This is a genomic window from Candidatus Zixiibacteriota bacterium, assembly GCA_016933955.1.
GTDB lineage: Bacteria > Zixibacteria > MSB-5A5 > GN15 > PGXB01 > JAFGTT01.
In genome coordinates, this window is record JAFGTT010000019.1 from 180,643 (window position 1) to 198,416 (window position 17,774).

A 17,774-nucleotide genomic window follows, 5' to 3' on the forward strand; every position below is an offset into this window, starting at 1 on the left:
CCGGCTGCCAGGTTTACCAGCCCAGCAGTTGTTCCAAATTGCTGTTGAGCTTTTCGACCCGTTCCTCGATATCGGTTTTCTTGGATTTTTCGCGATCCACGACATCATCGGGGGCGTTTTTCAGAAAATCCGGATTAGCCAATTTCTTGGAAATCTTTTCCAGTTGCGTTTTAAGATTTTGCAGTTCCTTTTCAAGTCTGTTTTTTTCCGACTCAATATTAATCAGCCCTTTGAGAGGGAGGAAAATTTCCGCTCCGGAAATGATGGCGGAAGCCGATAGTCCGGGCTTTTTTATATCCTCGCCGATAATCAATTTGTCGATTTTGGCCAGGCTACGGAAGAAATCCTGGTAGGTTTCAAGCAGTCGGCCGGTTTCGGTTTTGGTAATACGGACATGCAAATCGGACCGCTTACCCGGCGGGACATTCATCTCCGCCCGGATCGATCGAACCGCATTGACCACCGCCTGAATCGACTCGAATGATTGTTCCAGATTTTCATCCTTGAACTTCCGGGTTGCTTCCGGCCAGGGACCAAAGACCAGAGTTTTCTCCTTGGCCGGGAAAATCTCTTTGAGTTTCAGATTTATTTCCTCGGTTACGAAGGGGATGAAAGGATGCAGCAGTTTCAGGATTTTATCCAGGACATAATAGGCGACATGAAGCGAGGTCTCCCGAATCGGCTGATCCGGGTGATCCGGTTTGATCAGTTCGATGTACCAGGAACAGAAATCATTCCAAGTGAAACTATAGAGATTTTTGGTTGCCGCCGATAGTTTAAACTCGTTGATACTGCGGTTGGTTATCTCGATTGTCCGTTCCAGCCGCGACAATATCCATTTATCAACCAGAATGAGATCCTTTTCGGGAACCGAGTTCAGATTGAACTGCTGACCATCAGTACGCATCATCACGAATCTTGAAACCTGGTAGAGCTTATTTATGAAGTTGCGGCCGATCTCAAAAGTATTCTTGGAAATCCAGGGATCCTGTCCATCCGGAGTGGCCAGAACCAGGGAAATTCTCAGGGCATCGGCGCCATAGGTGTCAATAATTTCCAGTGGGTCAATTCCGTTACCAAGAGATTTTGACATTTTTATTCCGTTGGCGTCCCGAACCGTCCCGTGTATATAGACATCGTTAAAAGGGATCTTGCCAACGAATTCATAGCCGGCCATAACCATTCGGGCCACCCAGAGGAAAATGATTTCCGAAGCGGTCACCAGGACTCTGGTTGGATAGAAATATTCCAGGAGAGGTGTCTTTTCCGGCCATCCGAAGACCGAAAACGGCCACAGCCATGAGGAAAACCAGGTATCGAGAACATCCTCGTCCTGGACAATCCGGGGACTTTCACATTTGGTGCATTTATCCGGGACGGTTTCCCTGACCATCACTTCCCCGCAGGCTTCACAATAATAAACCGGAATCCGGTGACCCCACCAGAGCTGACGCGAGATACACCAGTCACGGATATTTTCCATCCAGTGGAGATACGTTTTCGACCAGTAATCGGGATGGAAGCGTAATTCGCCCTTTTTCATGGCGTCGATGGCCGGCTGGGCCAGCTGGGACATTCGGACAAACCATTGATCCGAGAGATACGGCTCGATTTCCTGATGGCAACGATAACAGGTTCCGACCGAGAGATCATATTTTTCAATTTTTTCCAGATGGCCCTTTTTCTCAAGTTCCTTAACCAGCTTTTTGCGGGCCTCGTAGCGATCCAGACCTTTGAATTTACCGGCTTCGACGTTCAGGGTTCCATCATTGTTCAGGATATTAATCTCTTCCAAATCATGGCGTTTGCCGATTTCGAAATCATTGGGGTCATGAGCCGGAGTAATTTTAACCACCCCGGTGCCGAATTCAGGATCCACATAGGTATCGGCGATAATTGGAAGTTCCCGCTCAAGGATAGGCAGAATAGCGGTCTTGCCGACGAATTTCTTGAACTTCATATCTTTAGGATTAACCGCCAGGGCGGTATCGCCGAGCATGGTTTCGGGGCGAGTGGTCGCTACGGTCAGATATTGATCACTGCCCTTCAGCTTATACCTAATATACCACAGGTGACCTTCTTTTCCCTCGTGCTCGACTTCATCGTCGGATAGAGATGTCTGGCATGAGGGGCACCAGTTAACGATCCTGTGTCCGCGGTAAATGAGGTCTTTATTATAAAGATGAATAAAAACTCTCATAACTGCCCGGGACAGAGATTCATCGATGGTAAAGCGGGTCCGTTCCCAGTCACATGAACAGCCTATTTTTTTCAACTGGTTGAGAATATAGTCCTTATTGCGATAGGCCAACTCCCTGGTTCTTTCCAGAAATTTCTCCCTTCCCAATTCCCGGCGGGTTGTCCCCTCTTTGCGAAGCAGTTTTTCGACAATAACCTGCGTGGCGATTCCGGCATGATCGGCCCCCGGGACCCATTCGGCCTCAAACCCTGACATCCTTTTCTGCCGGATCAAGATATCCTGAATGGTATTATTGAGAGCGTGGCCAAGATGAAGGATATCGGTGACATTGGGGGGCGGGATGACGATCGAATATGGTTCCCGATCCTTGTTAACATTACCTTTAAAATATCCCGAATTCAGCCAAACGCCGAGCAGACGTTCTTCGACCGCCCTGGGATCATAAGGCTGAGCTTTTTGCTTATTCTTGCTGTTGGCTTCCATAAGTAATTTTTCTTCTTCCAAAAGATGAAATAATACCGCCCTTTATCTCGTTTGTCAAGTCGGCTCAATCCATAATAATTCTTTATTTCGGCGTATGGTTTCGGTATTATACGATATTATCGACATATTGCTTAATTTGGAAAGGGTTATTTTGATATGTCACATAATATCATGCCTTTTAATAAATTGCGCGAAATAATGGCCACCCTCAGGGGGCCGGGAGGATGTAACTGGGACCGCAAACAGACCCATAAATCTCTCCTGCCATACCTGATTGAGGAAACTTACGAGGTGGTTGAAGCAATTGAGAATGAAAACCAGGAGGACCTTAAGGAGGAATTGGGTGATCTGATGTGCCAGATCGTTTTCCATTGCCAGTTGGCGGAGGAAGGCGGCCGGTTTGATATCGACGATTCGATAAACTGTGTCAATGAAAAACTGATCAATCGCCATCCCCATGTTTTCGGGGAAAAGAAGAATCTTACTCCCCGGGAAGTCCGAGATCAATGGGAAAAAGTCAAAATCGAATCCGGCGAAAAAAAATCAGTGATAAATGGTATTCCCAAATCGGCTCCAGCTCTGGTTAAGGCTTTCCGGTTTGGTGAAAAGGCCGGCGGGGTCGGGTTTGACTGGAAGAATGCCGGGGAAGTAATGGATAAAATCAGGGAAGAGATCACCGAACTCGAAGCGGAATTTAAAAGCAACAATAAAAAAGGACTGGAAGACGAGATCGGTGATCTGCTTTTTGCCATATCTTCACTGGCCAGAAAAATGGAAATTAATCCCGAACAGGCTTTGAATCGAACCCTGAAGAAATTTCAAAAGCGTTTTAATTATATCGAAGAGCAGGTTCACCGTTCCGGGCGGTCTTTTGATGACTTCACTCTTGAAGAATTAGAAACCTGGTGGCAGGAGGCTAAGAGAAAATGAATTAAACCGTCATATATGCGGTTTGGATTCGAATAATCTCGGCGAACAATTCGGCGGCCATATCTTCCCAGATATGATTTCCAGCGATTTCTCGTCCAATATCTTTTGCTTTTTGGCGATCAGTTGCCCGTTGTATCTCTATGGCGGTCAACCATGATTCGATGTCATTATTGACAACGCGGATAAGATCGCCGGGAAACTGTTCCAATTCGGGGATTGGTGACGAAACTGCTGGCAGACCTGCCGCGGCATATTCATAAAACTTGAGGGGATTAAGATATCGGAAGAACTCGGTATCAAGATAAGGAAGCAGACCGATATCAAATCCGCGCAGAATACGCGGCATCGTATTATGTTCAAAGGCACCCGTGAAATGGATGTTGGTATATACGGCCATTTTCCCGATGATCGATTGATCATGAATTTGACCGGCGAAGATAAAATTCCAATTCGGCCGGGCCTTGGCCATTCCTGCTATCAGATTCCAGTCCAGACGGTTGGATATAGCGCCGGCGTAACCTATCCGGGGAGGATCGATTCTGGCAATAGCAGGATTGATATTTGTATCATCGCCGATCAGGTTTAAATAATGACCGCGCGATAGTCCATTTCCCATATATATGGCCTTACAATAATGTTGCCCATATTTATCATGAAGTCTTTTAGAGGTGGTTATTAACAAGTGAACCCGGTTTCGTAACTGATGTTCAAGGCCATTATCAGTCTCGTTTTCGTTGCCATATATATCCGAAATATTATCATAGATTTCATAAATATTGAAATTCTTAGGGAATAGTTCGGTAACCCACCCCTGGCGCGGATAATAAAACCAGACCACCGGATTGGATTCCGTGACCCCGAGTTTTCGGCATAAGTAAATATAACTTCTCCTGATGGCCGCCTGGTTGAGATATTTCAGCCAGGATGAATTTACGGCCAGGAAATCATGAATGAAATATTTGGGGCTGTATAAAAACAGGTTTTCTGATATTTTGTCAAGCTTTGGACGGGATAGAAGTTCACCGGCTCGAAATGGCTTTTTGACCAGGGTAGTCAGCGGGCAAAGCGGGCGGTTGACCGCCACGACCACGCTTCCCGCCTCAGCGGTCGGCCCCGCCAGCGCTATCAAAAAATCTTTCTGGGTAAAAGACGGCCAGTCAACGGCCAGGAAAACCAAGATTATTTTGGGGAACTCAAACATCAATATATAATAAGCAGAAAATCAACAAGGGGCAATATTATAGTGGAATTGGCTGTTTCCCCGTATGTGTTGCAGGGGTGGGAATCCTGGCCTTTGGTATTGACTTCATTAATTAATTATGCTACAATGCACCATCTTTTAGTCGGGAATATGGATAACAGGCAAGGGGTTGAAAATTAAAAGGAGAATCCTCATGAGGACAAGAAACTGGAAAATCGGTTTGGTTCTTTTAATAGTAATGGCCATACCGGGTTTGGTGAGCGCCGATACCATGATGAAGCAGGTAGCCAGGACCGAGGGTTTCGAGATGATGGGCCAGAAAGTCGAGCCTACGATTGACACCTCGACCACCTGGATTGGTTCCGGTCGGGCCCGGACCGATCAAGGCGATACCATGTCAGTAATTATGCTGGCGGATCAGAATGCGATGTATATGATCGATCATCAGGACAGCGTTTATTATGAAATGCCTCTTGACGCCCTGGGAGATATTTCCAAAATGCTGGATGCCGAGAGTAGCGGAGATGAGGAAGCCGCGGCCATGGCTGAAATGATGAAAGGTATGATGGCCCAGATGAAAATTACCGCTACTGTGGAACCCACCGAGGAAACCAAAAAAATTAAAGTCTGGAATACCAAAAAGTATATTGTCACCATGGATATGGGAATGATGAAAATGACCATGGATTTATGGGCAAGTGATGAAATAAAAGTCGATTATGAAATGTTCAATAAACTGACTCATTCCATGATGGCTCAATTCCCCGGTTTCCAGGAAGCCATGGAGGAAATGAAGAAAGTGAAAGGCGTGAGTGTGGCCAGTGATATTTCTATCAATATGATGGGAAATATTATCAAGGCTTCCAATGAAATGCTGGAAGTCCGTGAAGGCGATGCTCCGGCCGGGACTTACACTATTCCGGAAGGCTATACCAAACAGGAAGGTCTGCCTGGAATGGAATAAATGATTCCAGAATAGCTTTTCAAAAGGGCCCTGTGTTAAAAACAGGGCCTTTTTTTGGGATAGCCATCCTGAGAAACCCGATTTTAATGGAAATGGAATTTGAAAATATAGTTGCGGACATTATTTAGCGGACATATATTCTCTGACACAATTGTATATCCAATCAGATATAAGGGATTAAAGCCTATTTAATTTACCAAGGGAGTATCTTATGTTTGGTTCAAGCAATGTTCGCGTGTTTTTCATGTTACCGATTATCGTGATATTTCTGTTCGGTGTTGCCGCAGCTGATATCAGTGAAAAAGTCGGATATCAGGGCAATAAAGCCCGTATCACGGTCGGTACCATCAAGGATAAGGCCGAAGGCTGCTCATGGGAAGTCGCTGAATCCATGGGGGAGATGCTGTCAACGGCTCTGGCCCAGCATGACAAGTTCATCGTTCTGGCCGGTAAAGAGGAAGTCGATGAGTTGATCGATGAAATCGATTTCGGCGAATCGGAATATGTCGAGGAAGGCCGCGGGGCTGACAAGGGGTTGATGGAAGGGGCCGATATTCTGGTGGCCGGAGCCATCACCGGTTTTGAGCCGGATGCATCTGGAGTCGGTGGCGGTATCGGCGGTCTCAAGAAGAAAGCCTTTGGAGCTCTGGGCGCGAGTAAGAAGGAAGCCAAGATCCTCATGGATTTGAAGATGTATGATATTCGAACGCGGAGGATAATCAAAGCCATGTCTCTCGAAGGCAAGGCGACCAGCTGGAAAGTCGGCGGGGTCGGCGGCGGCTGGACCAAAGATATCGCTTTGGCCGGGGCGCTGGGTGTTTATGCCAACGAGCCGATGGAGGGCGCCATAAGAGAGGTTCTTGGAAAAGCGGTTGAAGAAATCGCTAAAGAAACGCCGGAAGAATATTTCCGTTACCAGGGGAACAACCAGTATACCAAGCAGTATGGTGATCAGGGAGGAACGGGAACCGGGGGTCAGCAGATGACAGCCTCGACTCCAGCGGGAACACCGGGCGGGGCCGCTTCGGCCGCCGTGACTACCGCCGCCGTGGCTGAGGATATGAAGTTGTACACCAGATACGATTTTATTCCGGGCGATAAAGTTATCTTTTACGATGATATGAAGGGTGAAGAGGAAGGGGAATTCCCGTATCGCTGGAATCTTGATAATGGCGTTTATGAAGTCGCGAAACTGGGCAATGAATTCTGGATTCTGGCAACGGACGATGGTAATATCCGACCCAAAATCCCCGAGGGTCCGCTGCCCGAGCAGTACACCGTCGAGTATGAATTTTATGATAATGGTCCTGATCAGTCGGGGAATTATCATTATATATACTGGGTTAATGAGTATGGTGAGAATATTGGCTGTTTTGGTTTTTATGGTGGCGATGCGACCTGGCTGGAAATCAACGGCAGTACTCTGGCTGACAAAGCGCTCTCGCAAAGACCTGCCAAGGGATCCCATATAATGAGAATCATGGCCACTTCAAGATCTATCAAATGTTATTTCGACGAAGAACGAGTGGCCAATGTTCCCAAAGTGGAAGGCTTCAAACCGGTCGGATTCCGTATTCATCATCGGCCTTACAATGACCCGGAAAACCCGGTTTTATTTCGCGGTTTTCGTTTCGCCGAAGGCGGTAAATCAATGCGTGAGCAACTTGATGAAACTGGTCGAATAGTCACGCATGGCATTTTGTTTGATGTCGATTCGCATAAGATCAAAGGCAGTTCGTATAAGACTCTCCAGGAAATCGGCGAATTACTGCAGGCGGATGCCAATCTCCGGTTGTCGATCGAGGGACATACCGACAGCGATGGTGCGGATGATTACAATGCCAATCTGTCTCAGAAGAGGGCCGAATCTGTCCGTACCTACCTGGTCAACGAATTTGGTATCAGCGCCGACCGTCTTGAGGCCAAAGGATGGGGCGAAACCAAACCGATCGATACCAACAATTCCGCTGAGGGCAAAGCCAACAATCGCCGGGTGGAATTGGTCAAAATATAATCCGATTGTTATGGCTCCGAAAAGGGGCGCTTAAAAAGGCGCCCCTTTTGAATATTGGGTATTAATCCCCGGTATATCGGACTATAAATAATTGATTCTCTCAAATATGTCAAAAATGTTATGGCCGGGGGAATAAAAAGGTAAATAGAAACATGCAGACCGAGACGCAACACTATTTAATAGCTGCAATTTTCACCATGGTGGGAGCGTTGGTGGCCATGCTGGGGTTTTTCAAGCTGAAGACATACCTGATTATCAAAGATACTCCCCGCTCCAAAATCAGGTCGATGGCGATGGGGATTGTTGAAATCCACGGCACCATTGCCTGTTTTGAAAATAACCTGATCAAAACTCCCTTTTCCAAAACGGATTGCGTTTACTATAAGTACGAAATTGAGGAGTACCGTCAGCATACATCGGGAAGCGGCAAAAACCGGCGCACGGAGCATCGCTGGGATACGGTCGCCTGGGGTGATAAAGGGATTCCCTTTATGGCCAAAGACGATACCGGGGAGGTTTATGTCGATCCTCATGGGGCCGAAACATACATCACCAAGAATAAGGGATTTTACCTTGAAAAACAGGGCCTTCTGGCTGGTTTCGGGGGGATCGGTAATCTGGTCAAGGCCTTAAGGCACTGGGATGGCAAGGATATGTCCGGGCTGGCGGAAATTGAGGTCATGGATCTCCGACCTCTGAGTCAACGAACCGGACTTAAAATGACCCGCGTCGGAGATCGGCGTTTCCTTGAGTATTATATCGAACCGGGGGATACCCTTTTTCTACTGGGCACGGCCGCCAATAATCGTAACGTTCCTCAGGAGGTCCTTATAAAAAAAGGGGAGAATGAGAAAACCTTTATTATATCCGATCGAGAAGAGATGGGGGTCCTCAAGGAATTGAAAAAATCGATGCTGGTGGCTTTAATATTCGGCAGTATCTTTTTTATAGTCGGAGTCATAATGTTTCTGAAAATTACGGGTATCGTATAAAGGAGATTTTAGATGGGAACCTTGCTGATTATCGCCATAATCGCGCTGGCACTGCTGATTATAGTTATCATCGGGTATTTTATTGCCATTTACAACAGCCTGGTGCGGTTGAAAAACAATATAAATAAGGCCTGGAGCAATATCGATGTTCTTTTAAAACAGCGTCATGATGAATTGACCAAACTGCTTAACACTGTCAAGGGCTATATGCAATATGAAGAGAAGGTCCTGACCAAAGTGACCGAGGCCCGGACGGCCTTCATGAATGCTCAGTCGGTGGCCGATAAGGCTAAAGCCGACGGGATGATAGCGGGGGCACTTAAAACCCTGTTTGCGGTCGCGGAAAATTATCCGGAATTAAAGGCTAATGAAAGTTTCCAGCAGTTTCAAATGCGGATAAGCGAAATAGAAAATCAGATTGCCGACCGGCGCGAGTTCTATAACGATTCGGTCAATACTTTCAATATTCGGATTGAACAAATTCCCGATATGTTTATAGCCCGGATGCTGGGATATACCAGAAAAGAGCTGTTCCAGACAGCCGAATCGGATCGAGCCGATGTCGAAATAAAATTTTAAAAGGCGTGGACAATATCTATGAGCCAATCCGAGCTTATGATAAGTGATAGCTCCTGATATCAAACGCATAATCTCATAGAAGGCTGGTGTCTTTTTAATTGACTTATGTCAATAACCGGACTAATATTCCTTCCGGTAAGGTGAATTCAAAATTTGGGGAAATCGAGATACGTTAGCTATAATAAACCACTAATCATGCAGGAGGCAAAATGAAACTCAAAGGTTGGGTTATTGCGGTTATGGCGACTCTGTTGCTGGTCGGGCCGGCTTTGGTCAGTGCCGATACGATGATCAAGCAGGTTAATGAACGAGGCGCCTTTGAAATGATGGGCCAGAAAGTGCCGGCCGGTTCGGATACATCAACGGTCTGGCTGGGCAAGGATCGAGCCCGCACCGATAATGGCGACACCGCCACGGTGATCATGCGGATGGATAAAAACGCCGTCTATATGATTGATCACAAACATAAAGCCTACACGGAAATAGCCCTGGAAGATCTTGGCGATTTTGATAAGATGATGGGGGATAATGAAGAGGCCAAGAAGATGATGCAGGGTATGATGGCCATGATGAAAATGACCGTCACCGTTACCCCCACCGAAGAAACCCAGAAAATCGATAAGTGGAACTGCAAGAAATATGATGTTAAAGTTGCGATGGGTATGGGTTCCTCGGATATGGTGATCTGGGCGACCGATGAGGTTAAGCTCGACTATGATATGTTCATGAATCTGACCAATTCCTTTAAAGCTATTATGCCGGGATATGACCAGATGATTGAGGAGATGAAGAAGATCAAAGGTCTGCCGATCAAAACTCTCAACACAACCAAGATGATGGGTGCCGAGGCTACCAGCGTAATGCAGGTTATCGATATAAAGGAAATGGATCCCCCGGCCGGAATCTATGAATTACCGGAAGGTTACCAAAAAAGCGATATCGCCATGCCCGGGATGGGCGGTAAATAATATTTCCTTCAGGGCTGCCGGATGAATAACATCCGGCAGTCTCTTTTTGCCTGAAAACCAGTACCATTTATACTTCAAATGGATAATTTATCGAATAGATTCAATATATCCGGATATTGCAATGAACACCGGGCCTATTTTGAAGAATCCTATGTCAAAACCCCCTTTTTCAGGGCTCTCACTCCGGAACGTTCCGCTAAAGAAACCAATGAATTAATACGACTATGCAATTTTTCGTCAGATGATCTTATTCTCGATTTGGGGTGTGGTCAGGGCCGGCATTGTTTTGAATTGAAAAAACGCGGGTACAAACCGATTGGCTGTGATTATTCTGCAACGCTTCTTAAGATCGGTCAGTCGGAGAATATGAAGCGTAATTTGGATGTCTCCTTTGTCCGTGGCAATATGAGTCATCTACCTTTTTATGCCGAGACTTTCAACTGGGTTTTATCGCTCTTTGGCAGTTTTGGTTATTTCGATGATATCGGGAATCAATCGGTATTAAAGGAAATGTGCCGGGTATTGAAAGACAGGGGCCGGTTACTGCTTGATTTCTGGAACAAAGACTATGCCTTAAATCATCTGGCTGAGGAAGAAAAATATAACACTGAAGATACCGGATATTTAATACAAACGACTGAATATTCACCGGAGAATAAGCGCGTAACAAGAAAAAGATTTTTCTTCGGCCCTGACGGAAAAATCTCATTTAAAATATCATATCGATTGTACACTCCCGAAGAAATAGCCGATTCTTTGCGATCAGTCGGTCTCGGGGTTTTCGCCCTGTATGGAAATTATTCCGGCGCCAAGCTGACACCGGACTCCCGCTCGATGGTTATTATTGCTGAAAAAAGCGGGTGATCCTGGTATTTTTGAACGGTCCCTCAATCACAAAGTATTTATCAAAATAAAAACGGCGGATAAGATTCCGCCGTTAAGTTATTAATCAACAGCCAAACGAATAATTATCATTATAAATTATTTATCACCAATCAATTCCTTCACGTATTCCGGGAGCAGGAATGAGCCAAGGTGTACTTCGGCATTGTAATAGTTATTTTTTAACCTCAGTTTTCCATAGCGCCTGCTGTCAAAATCATCAATAGGATCGTACTTCCTGGAGCAGAAGGCGAAAGACCAGTAGCATGAGGGATAGATGGGCACATGGGCGGTGTACATCCGGACAATCGGGAAAATCTCGCGGAGATTTTTGTACATCTGTTTGACCGTGACCGGGTTGTAATAGGGTGATTCCGACTGGGCCACCATAATGCCGTCTTTATTTAGCCGCCCAAAGACTTTCCGATGAAATTGCTTCTGGAACAACTCCGCCGCGGGACCGATCGGATCGGATAAATCCAGCAGGATTATATCGAATTTATCTCTGGTTTTATTGATAAAATCCTTACCGTCGTGATATACAATCCGGCATCGCGGATCCTTAAGTCCATCCGTGATTTTGGGGAAATGGCGGCGGCTGACTTCCACCACCTTGCGGTCGATCTCGCACATTGTTGCCTTTTTAACCTCGGGGTGCTTCATAACATTGGTCATGGCACCGCCGTCGCCGCCACCTATAATCAGGACATTCTCGGGACGGGGATGGGTGAACAAAGAAACATGCGTCAACATCTCATTATAGGCATCAAGGTCCCTCTCGGCCACCATGATCGAACCATAGAGCACCAGCATCTTGCCGAAATCTTCGGTGTCGAGAACATCGATCCGCTGAAATTTGGAATGGGTCGATTCGACCAGACTTTTGACTTTAATGGTCAGACCGCTGTTGCCCAGGTGAAGTTCGGTGAACCAGACATTCCACAGGTTTTCCATCGAGGTTTCAATGATATAATTCTCCGGAACCGCGGTTTTTTTCTTAGTCGATAACAATGTATTCGGCCTTTCTTAAGGAGTTAAAATTCGTGGCCGATACGGAGCAATAAGCTCCCATGGCCGGAAACATTAACAGGTCCCCCAGATTAAGAGGAGGCAGAATAATATCTTTATAAATCACGTCGAAAGAATCGCAGGTCGGTCCCGCCAGGACAGAACGTTTCCAGGTGGTGTTACGGTTAGTCAACACCCGATACTCACCATGGTCGTAAAGTCGGCCGGAAAATGAACCATATAAGCCATCGTCGAGAAAATACCAGTTTCTGCCGGAACGCTTCGATTTGCCGATCACCGAGGATACCAGGGTAACGGCCGGTGCGGAGACAAATCGTCCCGGTTCACAAGCCAACCGTATTTCCGGCGGGATTCTTTTCCTCAGGGCCCGATTAATCGGCCGGCAAAATTCCCCGATGGATAAAACCCGACTGGTGTAAGGAACCGGAAAACCGCCGCCAATATCAAGCAAACGGATCACATATCCCGATTGCGTCAACCGGGAAATAATATCTCCGGCCGCCTCGACCGCCTTTATATAAATATCGTTTTTGACACACTGGCTACCGACATGGAAAGTCACGCCGTAAAAATCCAGCTTGAGGCGCGATATTTTTTCCACCAGGGCAGGTACGTCATTCGGTTCACAGCCGAACTTATAAGAAAGATTAACGACTGCCTGGCTGTCCTCCACCTTGAAACGTACCAGTAGTTTCACCTTTCCGGTATACGGCCTGAATTTCTCGATTTCATCGGGATTGTCCACCACAAATATCCGGGCTCCCATATCAAAAGCCGCCCGTATTTCCGAGGGTGCTTTAATGGGGTGAGAATGGATGGCCTGATCCGGTTGCCCGCCGGCCCGGATAATCTGATTGAGTTCATCGGATGAGGCCACATCAAAACCGTGTCCGGCGGCGACGACTTCCTTTAAGATAGCCTCATGATTATTGGATTTGACGGCATAATGAACATTAACGCCCGGTAATGCTTTAGATAATCTATCCAAGCCGCTTCTTATTTCGGATCGCGATAATATCAACAGCGGTGTTTTTAAATTTCGGTCGGCAACCAGACTTCTGACGGTCCGATATTCCAGACCGCGAAGCCGCGAGATGCGATCAGGCCGATGGACATTAATTGCCTTGATCATATCTTCCCCCGTTGATAACTCTATTCGCTGTTAACGGCTATCGGGGAGGTGCCGAAGGTCTTATGCGCGATTGTTTCATCGACACTGGAAGGCATTCCCCGCTTTATTTCATCGACCTTCATGGATTGACATCCGAGCGCCTTTTTCAAATGAGCCAGACCCTTCCATGGATCGACACTGGAACCGCAGGTGAAGCAATCCACCGCGGCATAACCATACTCGGGCCAGGTATGAATGGATAGATGTGACTCCGCAATAACGACAATACCGGAAATCCCCTGGGGATTATAACGATGAAATACCGCCTCGACAACAGTGGCTCCCGATATCCTGGCCGCATCTTTCATGGCCTTTTCAAGGAGATGCTGATCGTTCAGATGCCCGTTGTTGCAATCGGACAATTCTGCGATTAGATGACGACCGAGTATTTTCATATTAAATCCCTCCCTCCATTCAAAAGGGTTAATCCGCTACATTTGAGGTGGCGAAGTAATCCAGAGCAGACGCACCGCGGATCTGCCCCTGTTGATGAATTGATGTGCCTGATCGGCCTCGAAATAAAAGCAATGACGAGGCGGCACCTTATAGACTTTTTTCCCGATAATAAGGGTCAGTGTTCCGGATAGAACATAACCGAATTCCTCGCCCGAATGAGGCGAGTCCTCGGTCATTTTGTCTCCCGGGGCCAGATCAATCATAATGGCATCCATCAGATTGTTGGTACTGCCCGGAATGAGAATCTCGAAATTTTTGACGCCTTTTTCCGACATCTGAATCCGGTCCCTGGGGGCAAACACTTTGGGTGACTGGCCGAGGTCGCCGAAGAATTCGGTTATCGAAACGCCGAGCGCATCCAGGATATCCAGCAGGGAATCCAGCGAGATGGAAGTCTGATCGCGCTCCACCTGGGAAATAAATCCCTTGGTGAGCCGGGCCCGGGCGGCCAGTTCGGATTGGGTTAATTCCGAAGCCAGTCGCAATGCCTTGATCTTATTGCCTATCTCGATTCTCATTAGTTTAATTAAAGCCTATAAAAAGTTTAATAAAGCAAGCCAATTTTAAGCAATGTTACAAAAATGTCAAGTCAAATATTGGTCGACCGGCTTACTTTATCGGCCATAATATAAAAATACTGCCCAAGGATGGAGTTGTATCTCAATTAATGCTTCGGTAACAGTTTACTATTTTTTAAGTTACGGTTTGTTAAACAATTTTTAATGAAAATAGCCATGAAGCAAAAAAAATAAAAAAAATTGAGGGGAAATGAAGAAATAACGCCGGGACTTTAACAAAAGCTCTTGACGAGGCCCCCCCTGATTGTGTAACTTAAAATATTATAATCAATTAAAAGATATGTTCAAAACGGAGGCGGCATGCGAAAAATTCTTCTTTTAACTCTCCTGGCCGCCCTGCTGGCCGTGCCAGTCGCACAGGCCACCCAACTGGGAATCGGGGCTATTGGCGGGATTAATATCCCGGTGGCACAGGAGGATCAGGGATCAGGGACGATCTATGGCTTCAAGGCCAAAGTCAGCGTTATTCCGGGATTGGTGCTGGAACCCAATATTAATTTTGCGAAATTCGGCGATGCCAGTTTCGATTTCGGCACCAGGCCCGGCTCCAAGGTCACTTCATTCGGCATCGATGCCCTTCTGGGGGCCGGTATGGGGGTCCTTGGACTGAGAATGTACGGCATTGTCGGAGCGGGATATTATTCTGTCGCCCGGGATTATGATGATGATACCAAGAAGTTGGGTTGGTCGACGGGATTTGGTTTCGAACTGGGTATTTCCGAGAGTGTCGGCGTCGACCTGAGGGGGAAACTCGATATTATCAGCTCCGAGGGCGGGGGAACCAAAAAATCGGCGGCTGTGGCTGGCGGTCTTAACTATTATTTCGGATATTAAGGAGGTGGTGGGTTATGATGAAAAAATTTAAGATACTTATTTTAAGCCTGATATCCACCTGCCTGGTCCTTCTGGTTGCCCTGGGATGCTCATCGCTGATCAGCGGCACTACCGTGATTGATTTCCATATCGACGGCGGCGATATAAGCGTTTCCGGTGATGTTTATTATTTCCAGGTTGATCTGACGGATGAAGATGTCTGGAAGGATCACCGTGACCAGATCAAGAATATCGACAATGTCGGATTCGAGCTCTGGCTGACCGATACGGTGCAGATCGATTCCTCGTACACCCTCACCGGGGAGCTTTATATCGCCCCATTGGAAACGGATATTTATACGACCATCGAGGAGGTGGAGGACAACACCACTCTGATTGTGCAAAATCTCGAGGTTCCATCGGGGACAACTACTTATATCGACTGGAACGCCTCGCTGGAGCATTTGACCAATATCGACAGCCTGAAATATTATGCCGAACAGGGGACCTTTACGGTTTTTGGAATAACCCGTGAGGCGCCGTTTAAGATCCAGGTTGATTCGGCTACGGTTATTGTTACGGTGACTTTCAGCACCCTTTGATAAATTTCCCGAGAAGCTGTTGTTCTTTAAGGGGGGCAAGATTTTTGGCCCCCTTTTCATTTTAGGGGGAAGGTCTTCATTATAAATCACCCAGGTCTGAATATTTGAAGCAAGATTACCATCTTCCGCATTTCCGGCGGCGCAGGAATTGTCGAACGTAAATCTCTATATAATAATATGTTGCGTTTGGAGTGAAATAGTTGTCTGAAGTATGGCGCAGTTTGTGCGTTGAATTTATTACGAATTTTCTGGCAAGGCGTCGATAAGATTCGCTGTAAGACATTGTTTGTCAATATGTTGAAGCCGATTGGTCAACTATTGAACATCGTTGGCATGGGAGTTGTTATTATTAATCTTCGAAGTTAGTTACTCTTTACATAATAGTATGGCGGTGAAGGGTATCTGAGGTGGGGATGAAGGAGCTTCATAGTGAGGGTGAAGCTCCTTTTCTTTTATGAAGCCCTTAAGCTCATTGGATTCAGGGGCTTTGCTTTTGTTTGACAGGCGCTTATGGAAGTGCTCCGATATCGTGAATAACAGCGAAGAACATCATTTCCCGCCGCTATGGTCCATTGATATGTCATTTCAATGGCGTATGCAGTCTGTTTCGTCTCCAAAAATCGGATAAAATCTGCGGGGGATTTACCGGTTCGGCAGTAAATCGGCGTATAATTACCAAAAGGCGATATTGACGACGGACCCGACAGAATGTATAATGGAATTATGACGGCGGAAAACACCCGGGAACATATGAAAGACCGCAAACTCGGTGACGAGTGGCTGGACTGGGACGGCCGGAGTAATACCGAATCGACCGAGACCGATTGGCGGGTTTTTCTGGGGTTAGCCATTATTTCGACCCTGTTTATAATCATCACAGCGGGGTTGTTTTTGTGGCTGATCTACCCGAGATTGATCTCGCTCGGGTCGGCGGTGGCCCGACTTTTCTCGGCGGCGTTTCTGGTATTCAGCGGGATTCTGATATTGTGGCTGTTGTTTTTCGTGACGGCGGCCGTTCTTCAGCGGCCGATCACCCGCATGATTTTTATCCCCCAGATGGTCAACCGGCTTCTTTCGATTGTCCTGGCGGTCGGGAAATTTTTCGGTGTTTCGCGCGATCGGCTGACCAACTCCTTTCTGAAAATCAATAATATTTTTCTTGGTTCGCGGTCGTTGAAAACGGTTCCGGAGCGTCTTCTGGTGCTTTTGCCGCGGTGTTTGACCAAGGATAATTTTCGCCGGTTGCGTGAGATGCGCGACAATTACGGGTTCAACATGTTCACGGTCGGAGGGGGGACCGAGGCCAGGCTCAAGATCAAGGAGCTTCGGCCGCGGATAATTATCGCGATTGCCTGCGAACGCGATCTTCTGTCCGGGTTCCGGGAGGTCAACACTCATATTCCGGTGATCGGGTTTCCCAACAAGCGTCCCGAGGGGCCATGCAAAAACACCTGTGTCAACCTGGATTCGGTCGAGGAGGCGATCCGCAACTGCCTGGATTGAAGGGTCATATTGATTCTCCTTGACAATTTCCGAATATATATTAAATTTGTGACCTTCTGTAATAGATGGCGGTGTAGCTCAGTTGGTTAGAGCAGCGGAATCATAATCCGCGTGTCCGGGGTTCAAGTCCCTGCACCGCTATTTTTTATTGGTACTTTCAGAAATATATCGATCGGGGGATTCCGAAACGCGGGTTGGAGTCCTTTATATCTCTATTTTTCTCATAAATACAATTTTAATCTCTGTCAAAATGGGTTCGTTTTGTCCGCCGGAATTTTTCCCACCGCAAGCGGCGGGGCACCTCGATTTGGGATAGGCCATGAAATGGGTTCGTTTCCTCCTCCAGATTATTTTTTTATACGGTGTAATAATTGAGGATGCCGTAAAATGGGTTCGTTTCCTCAGTAAA

At 46.8% G+C, this 17,774-nt stretch carries 16 protein-coding genes and 1 tRNA gene; 11 read left to right on the plus strand and 6 right to left on the minus strand.

The window, feature by feature from the left end; translation table 11 throughout:
- Positions 1–13 precede the first annotated feature (13 nt).
- Complete coding sequence (locus tag JXQ28_07390) at positions 14–2,683, minus strand: valine--tRNA ligase (GenBank protein ID MBN2277554.1); 2,670 nt, start codon at positions 2,681–2,683, stop codon at positions 14–16.
- Positions 2,684–2,839: 156 nt separating this feature from the next.
- On the opposite strand from JXQ28_07390, the gene mazG reads away from it, so the two are divergent.
- Entirely contained in the window at positions 2,840–3,613 is a 774-nt protein-coding gene (gene mazG, locus JXQ28_07395) for a nucleoside triphosphate pyrophosphohydrolase (GenBank protein ID MBN2277555.1), read from the plus strand.
- 1 nt (position 3,614) lies between these two features.
- On the opposite strand, the gene JXQ28_07400 is transcribed toward mazG, so the two are convergent.
- Entirely contained in the window at positions 3,615–4,814 is a 1,200-nt protein-coding gene (locus tag JXQ28_07400) for a glycosyltransferase (GenBank protein MBN2277556.1), read from the minus strand.
- 193 nt (positions 4,815–5,007) lie between these two features.
- Between JXQ28_07400 and JXQ28_07405 the strand changes: the two genes are divergently transcribed.
- The 6 genes from JXQ28_07405 to JXQ28_07430 all read left to right on the plus strand — a co-directional run bounded on the left by JXQ28_07405 (position 5,008) and on the right by JXQ28_07430 (position 11,195).
- A complete protein-coding gene (locus JXQ28_07405) occupies positions 5,008–5,778 on the plus strand; it encodes a hypothetical protein (protein ID MBN2277557.1) in 771 nt (256 codons plus the stop codon).
- A gap of 211 nt (positions 5,779–5,989) precedes the next feature.
- Positions 5,990–7,792, plus strand: a complete 1,803-nt coding sequence (locus tag JXQ28_07410) for an OmpA family protein (protein ID MBN2277558.1) — start codon at positions 5,990–5,992, stop codon at positions 7,790–7,792.
- A gap of 152 nt (positions 7,793–7,944) precedes the next feature.
- The gene (locus tag JXQ28_07415) at positions 7,945–8,784 is read left to right on the plus strand and encodes a hypothetical protein (protein MBN2277559.1); all 840 of its coding nucleotides are present in this window, start codon (positions 7,945–7,947) and stop codon (positions 8,782–8,784) included.
- Positions 8,785–8,796: 12 nt separating this feature from the next.
- On the plus strand, positions 8,797–9,363 hold the full coding sequence (locus tag JXQ28_07420) for a LemA family protein (protein ID MBN2277560.1): 567 nt from the start codon (positions 8,797–8,799) through the stop codon (positions 9,361–9,363).
- 209 nt (positions 9,364–9,572) lie between these two features.
- Positions 9,573–10,331, plus strand: coding sequence for a DUF4412 domain-containing protein (locus JXQ28_07425; GenBank protein MBN2277561.1), 759 nt, complete (start codon positions 9,573–9,575; stop codon positions 10,329–10,331).
- A 78-nt stretch (positions 10,332–10,409) separates the two neighbouring features.
- Positions 10,410–11,195 carry a class I SAM-dependent methyltransferase gene (locus JXQ28_07430; protein ID MBN2277562.1) on the plus strand — a complete coding sequence of 262 codons (786 nt, stop codon included), beginning with the start codon at positions 10,410–10,412 and terminating at the stop codon, positions 11,193–11,195.
- 117 nt (positions 11,196–11,312) lie between these two features.
- Here JXQ28_07430 and speE read toward each other — a convergent pair whose 3' ends face one another.
- Genes speE through JXQ28_07450 form a run of 4 tightly spaced genes read right to left on the minus strand, consistent with a single transcriptional unit; the run spans position 11,313 to position 14,387 of the window.
- The gene (speE, locus tag JXQ28_07435; GenBank protein MBN2277563.1) at positions 11,313–12,167 is read right to left on the minus strand and encodes a polyamine aminopropyltransferase; all 855 of its coding nucleotides are present in this window, start codon (positions 12,165–12,167) and stop codon (positions 11,313–11,315) included.
- Between the two features lie 43 nt (positions 12,168–12,210).
- On the minus strand, positions 12,211–13,374 hold the full coding sequence (locus tag JXQ28_07440; protein MBN2277564.1) for a type III PLP-dependent enzyme: 1,164 nt from the start codon (positions 13,372–13,374) through the stop codon (positions 12,211–12,213).
- Between the two features lie 20 nt (positions 13,375–13,394).
- On the minus strand, positions 13,395–13,808 hold the full coding sequence (locus JXQ28_07445; GenBank protein ID MBN2277565.1) for an S-adenosylmethionine decarboxylase proenzyme: 414 nt from the start codon (positions 13,806–13,808) through the stop codon (positions 13,395–13,397).
- Between the two features lie 36 nt (positions 13,809–13,844).
- Positions 13,845–14,387, minus strand: coding sequence for a helix-turn-helix transcriptional regulator (locus tag JXQ28_07450; GenBank protein ID MBN2277566.1), 543 nt, complete (start codon positions 14,385–14,387; stop codon positions 13,845–13,847).
- A 360-nt stretch (positions 14,388–14,747) separates the two neighbouring features.
- On the opposite strand from JXQ28_07450, the gene JXQ28_07455 reads away from it, so the two are divergent.
- The 4 genes from JXQ28_07455 to JXQ28_07470 all read left to right on the plus strand — a co-directional run bounded on the left by JXQ28_07455 (position 14,748) and on the right by JXQ28_07470 (position 17,506).
- The gene (locus tag JXQ28_07455) at positions 14,748–15,281 is read left to right on the plus strand and encodes an outer membrane beta-barrel protein (GenBank protein MBN2277567.1); all 534 of its coding nucleotides are present in this window, start codon (positions 14,748–14,750) and stop codon (positions 15,279–15,281) included.
- A 14-nt stretch (positions 15,282–15,295) separates the two neighbouring features.
- Positions 15,296–15,862 carry a hypothetical protein gene (locus JXQ28_07460; protein MBN2277568.1) on the plus strand — a complete coding sequence of 189 codons (567 nt, stop codon included), beginning with the start codon at positions 15,296–15,298 and terminating at the stop codon, positions 15,860–15,862.
- 708 nt (positions 15,863–16,570) lie between these two features.
- Entirely contained in the window at positions 16,571–17,365 is a 795-nt protein-coding gene (locus JXQ28_07465; protein ID MBN2277569.1) for a DUF116 domain-containing protein, read from the plus strand.
- A gap of 67 nt (positions 17,366–17,432) precedes the next feature.
- A tRNA-Met gene (locus tag JXQ28_07470) sits at positions 17,433–17,506 on the plus strand.
- Positions 17,507–17,774: the final 268 nt, after the last annotated feature.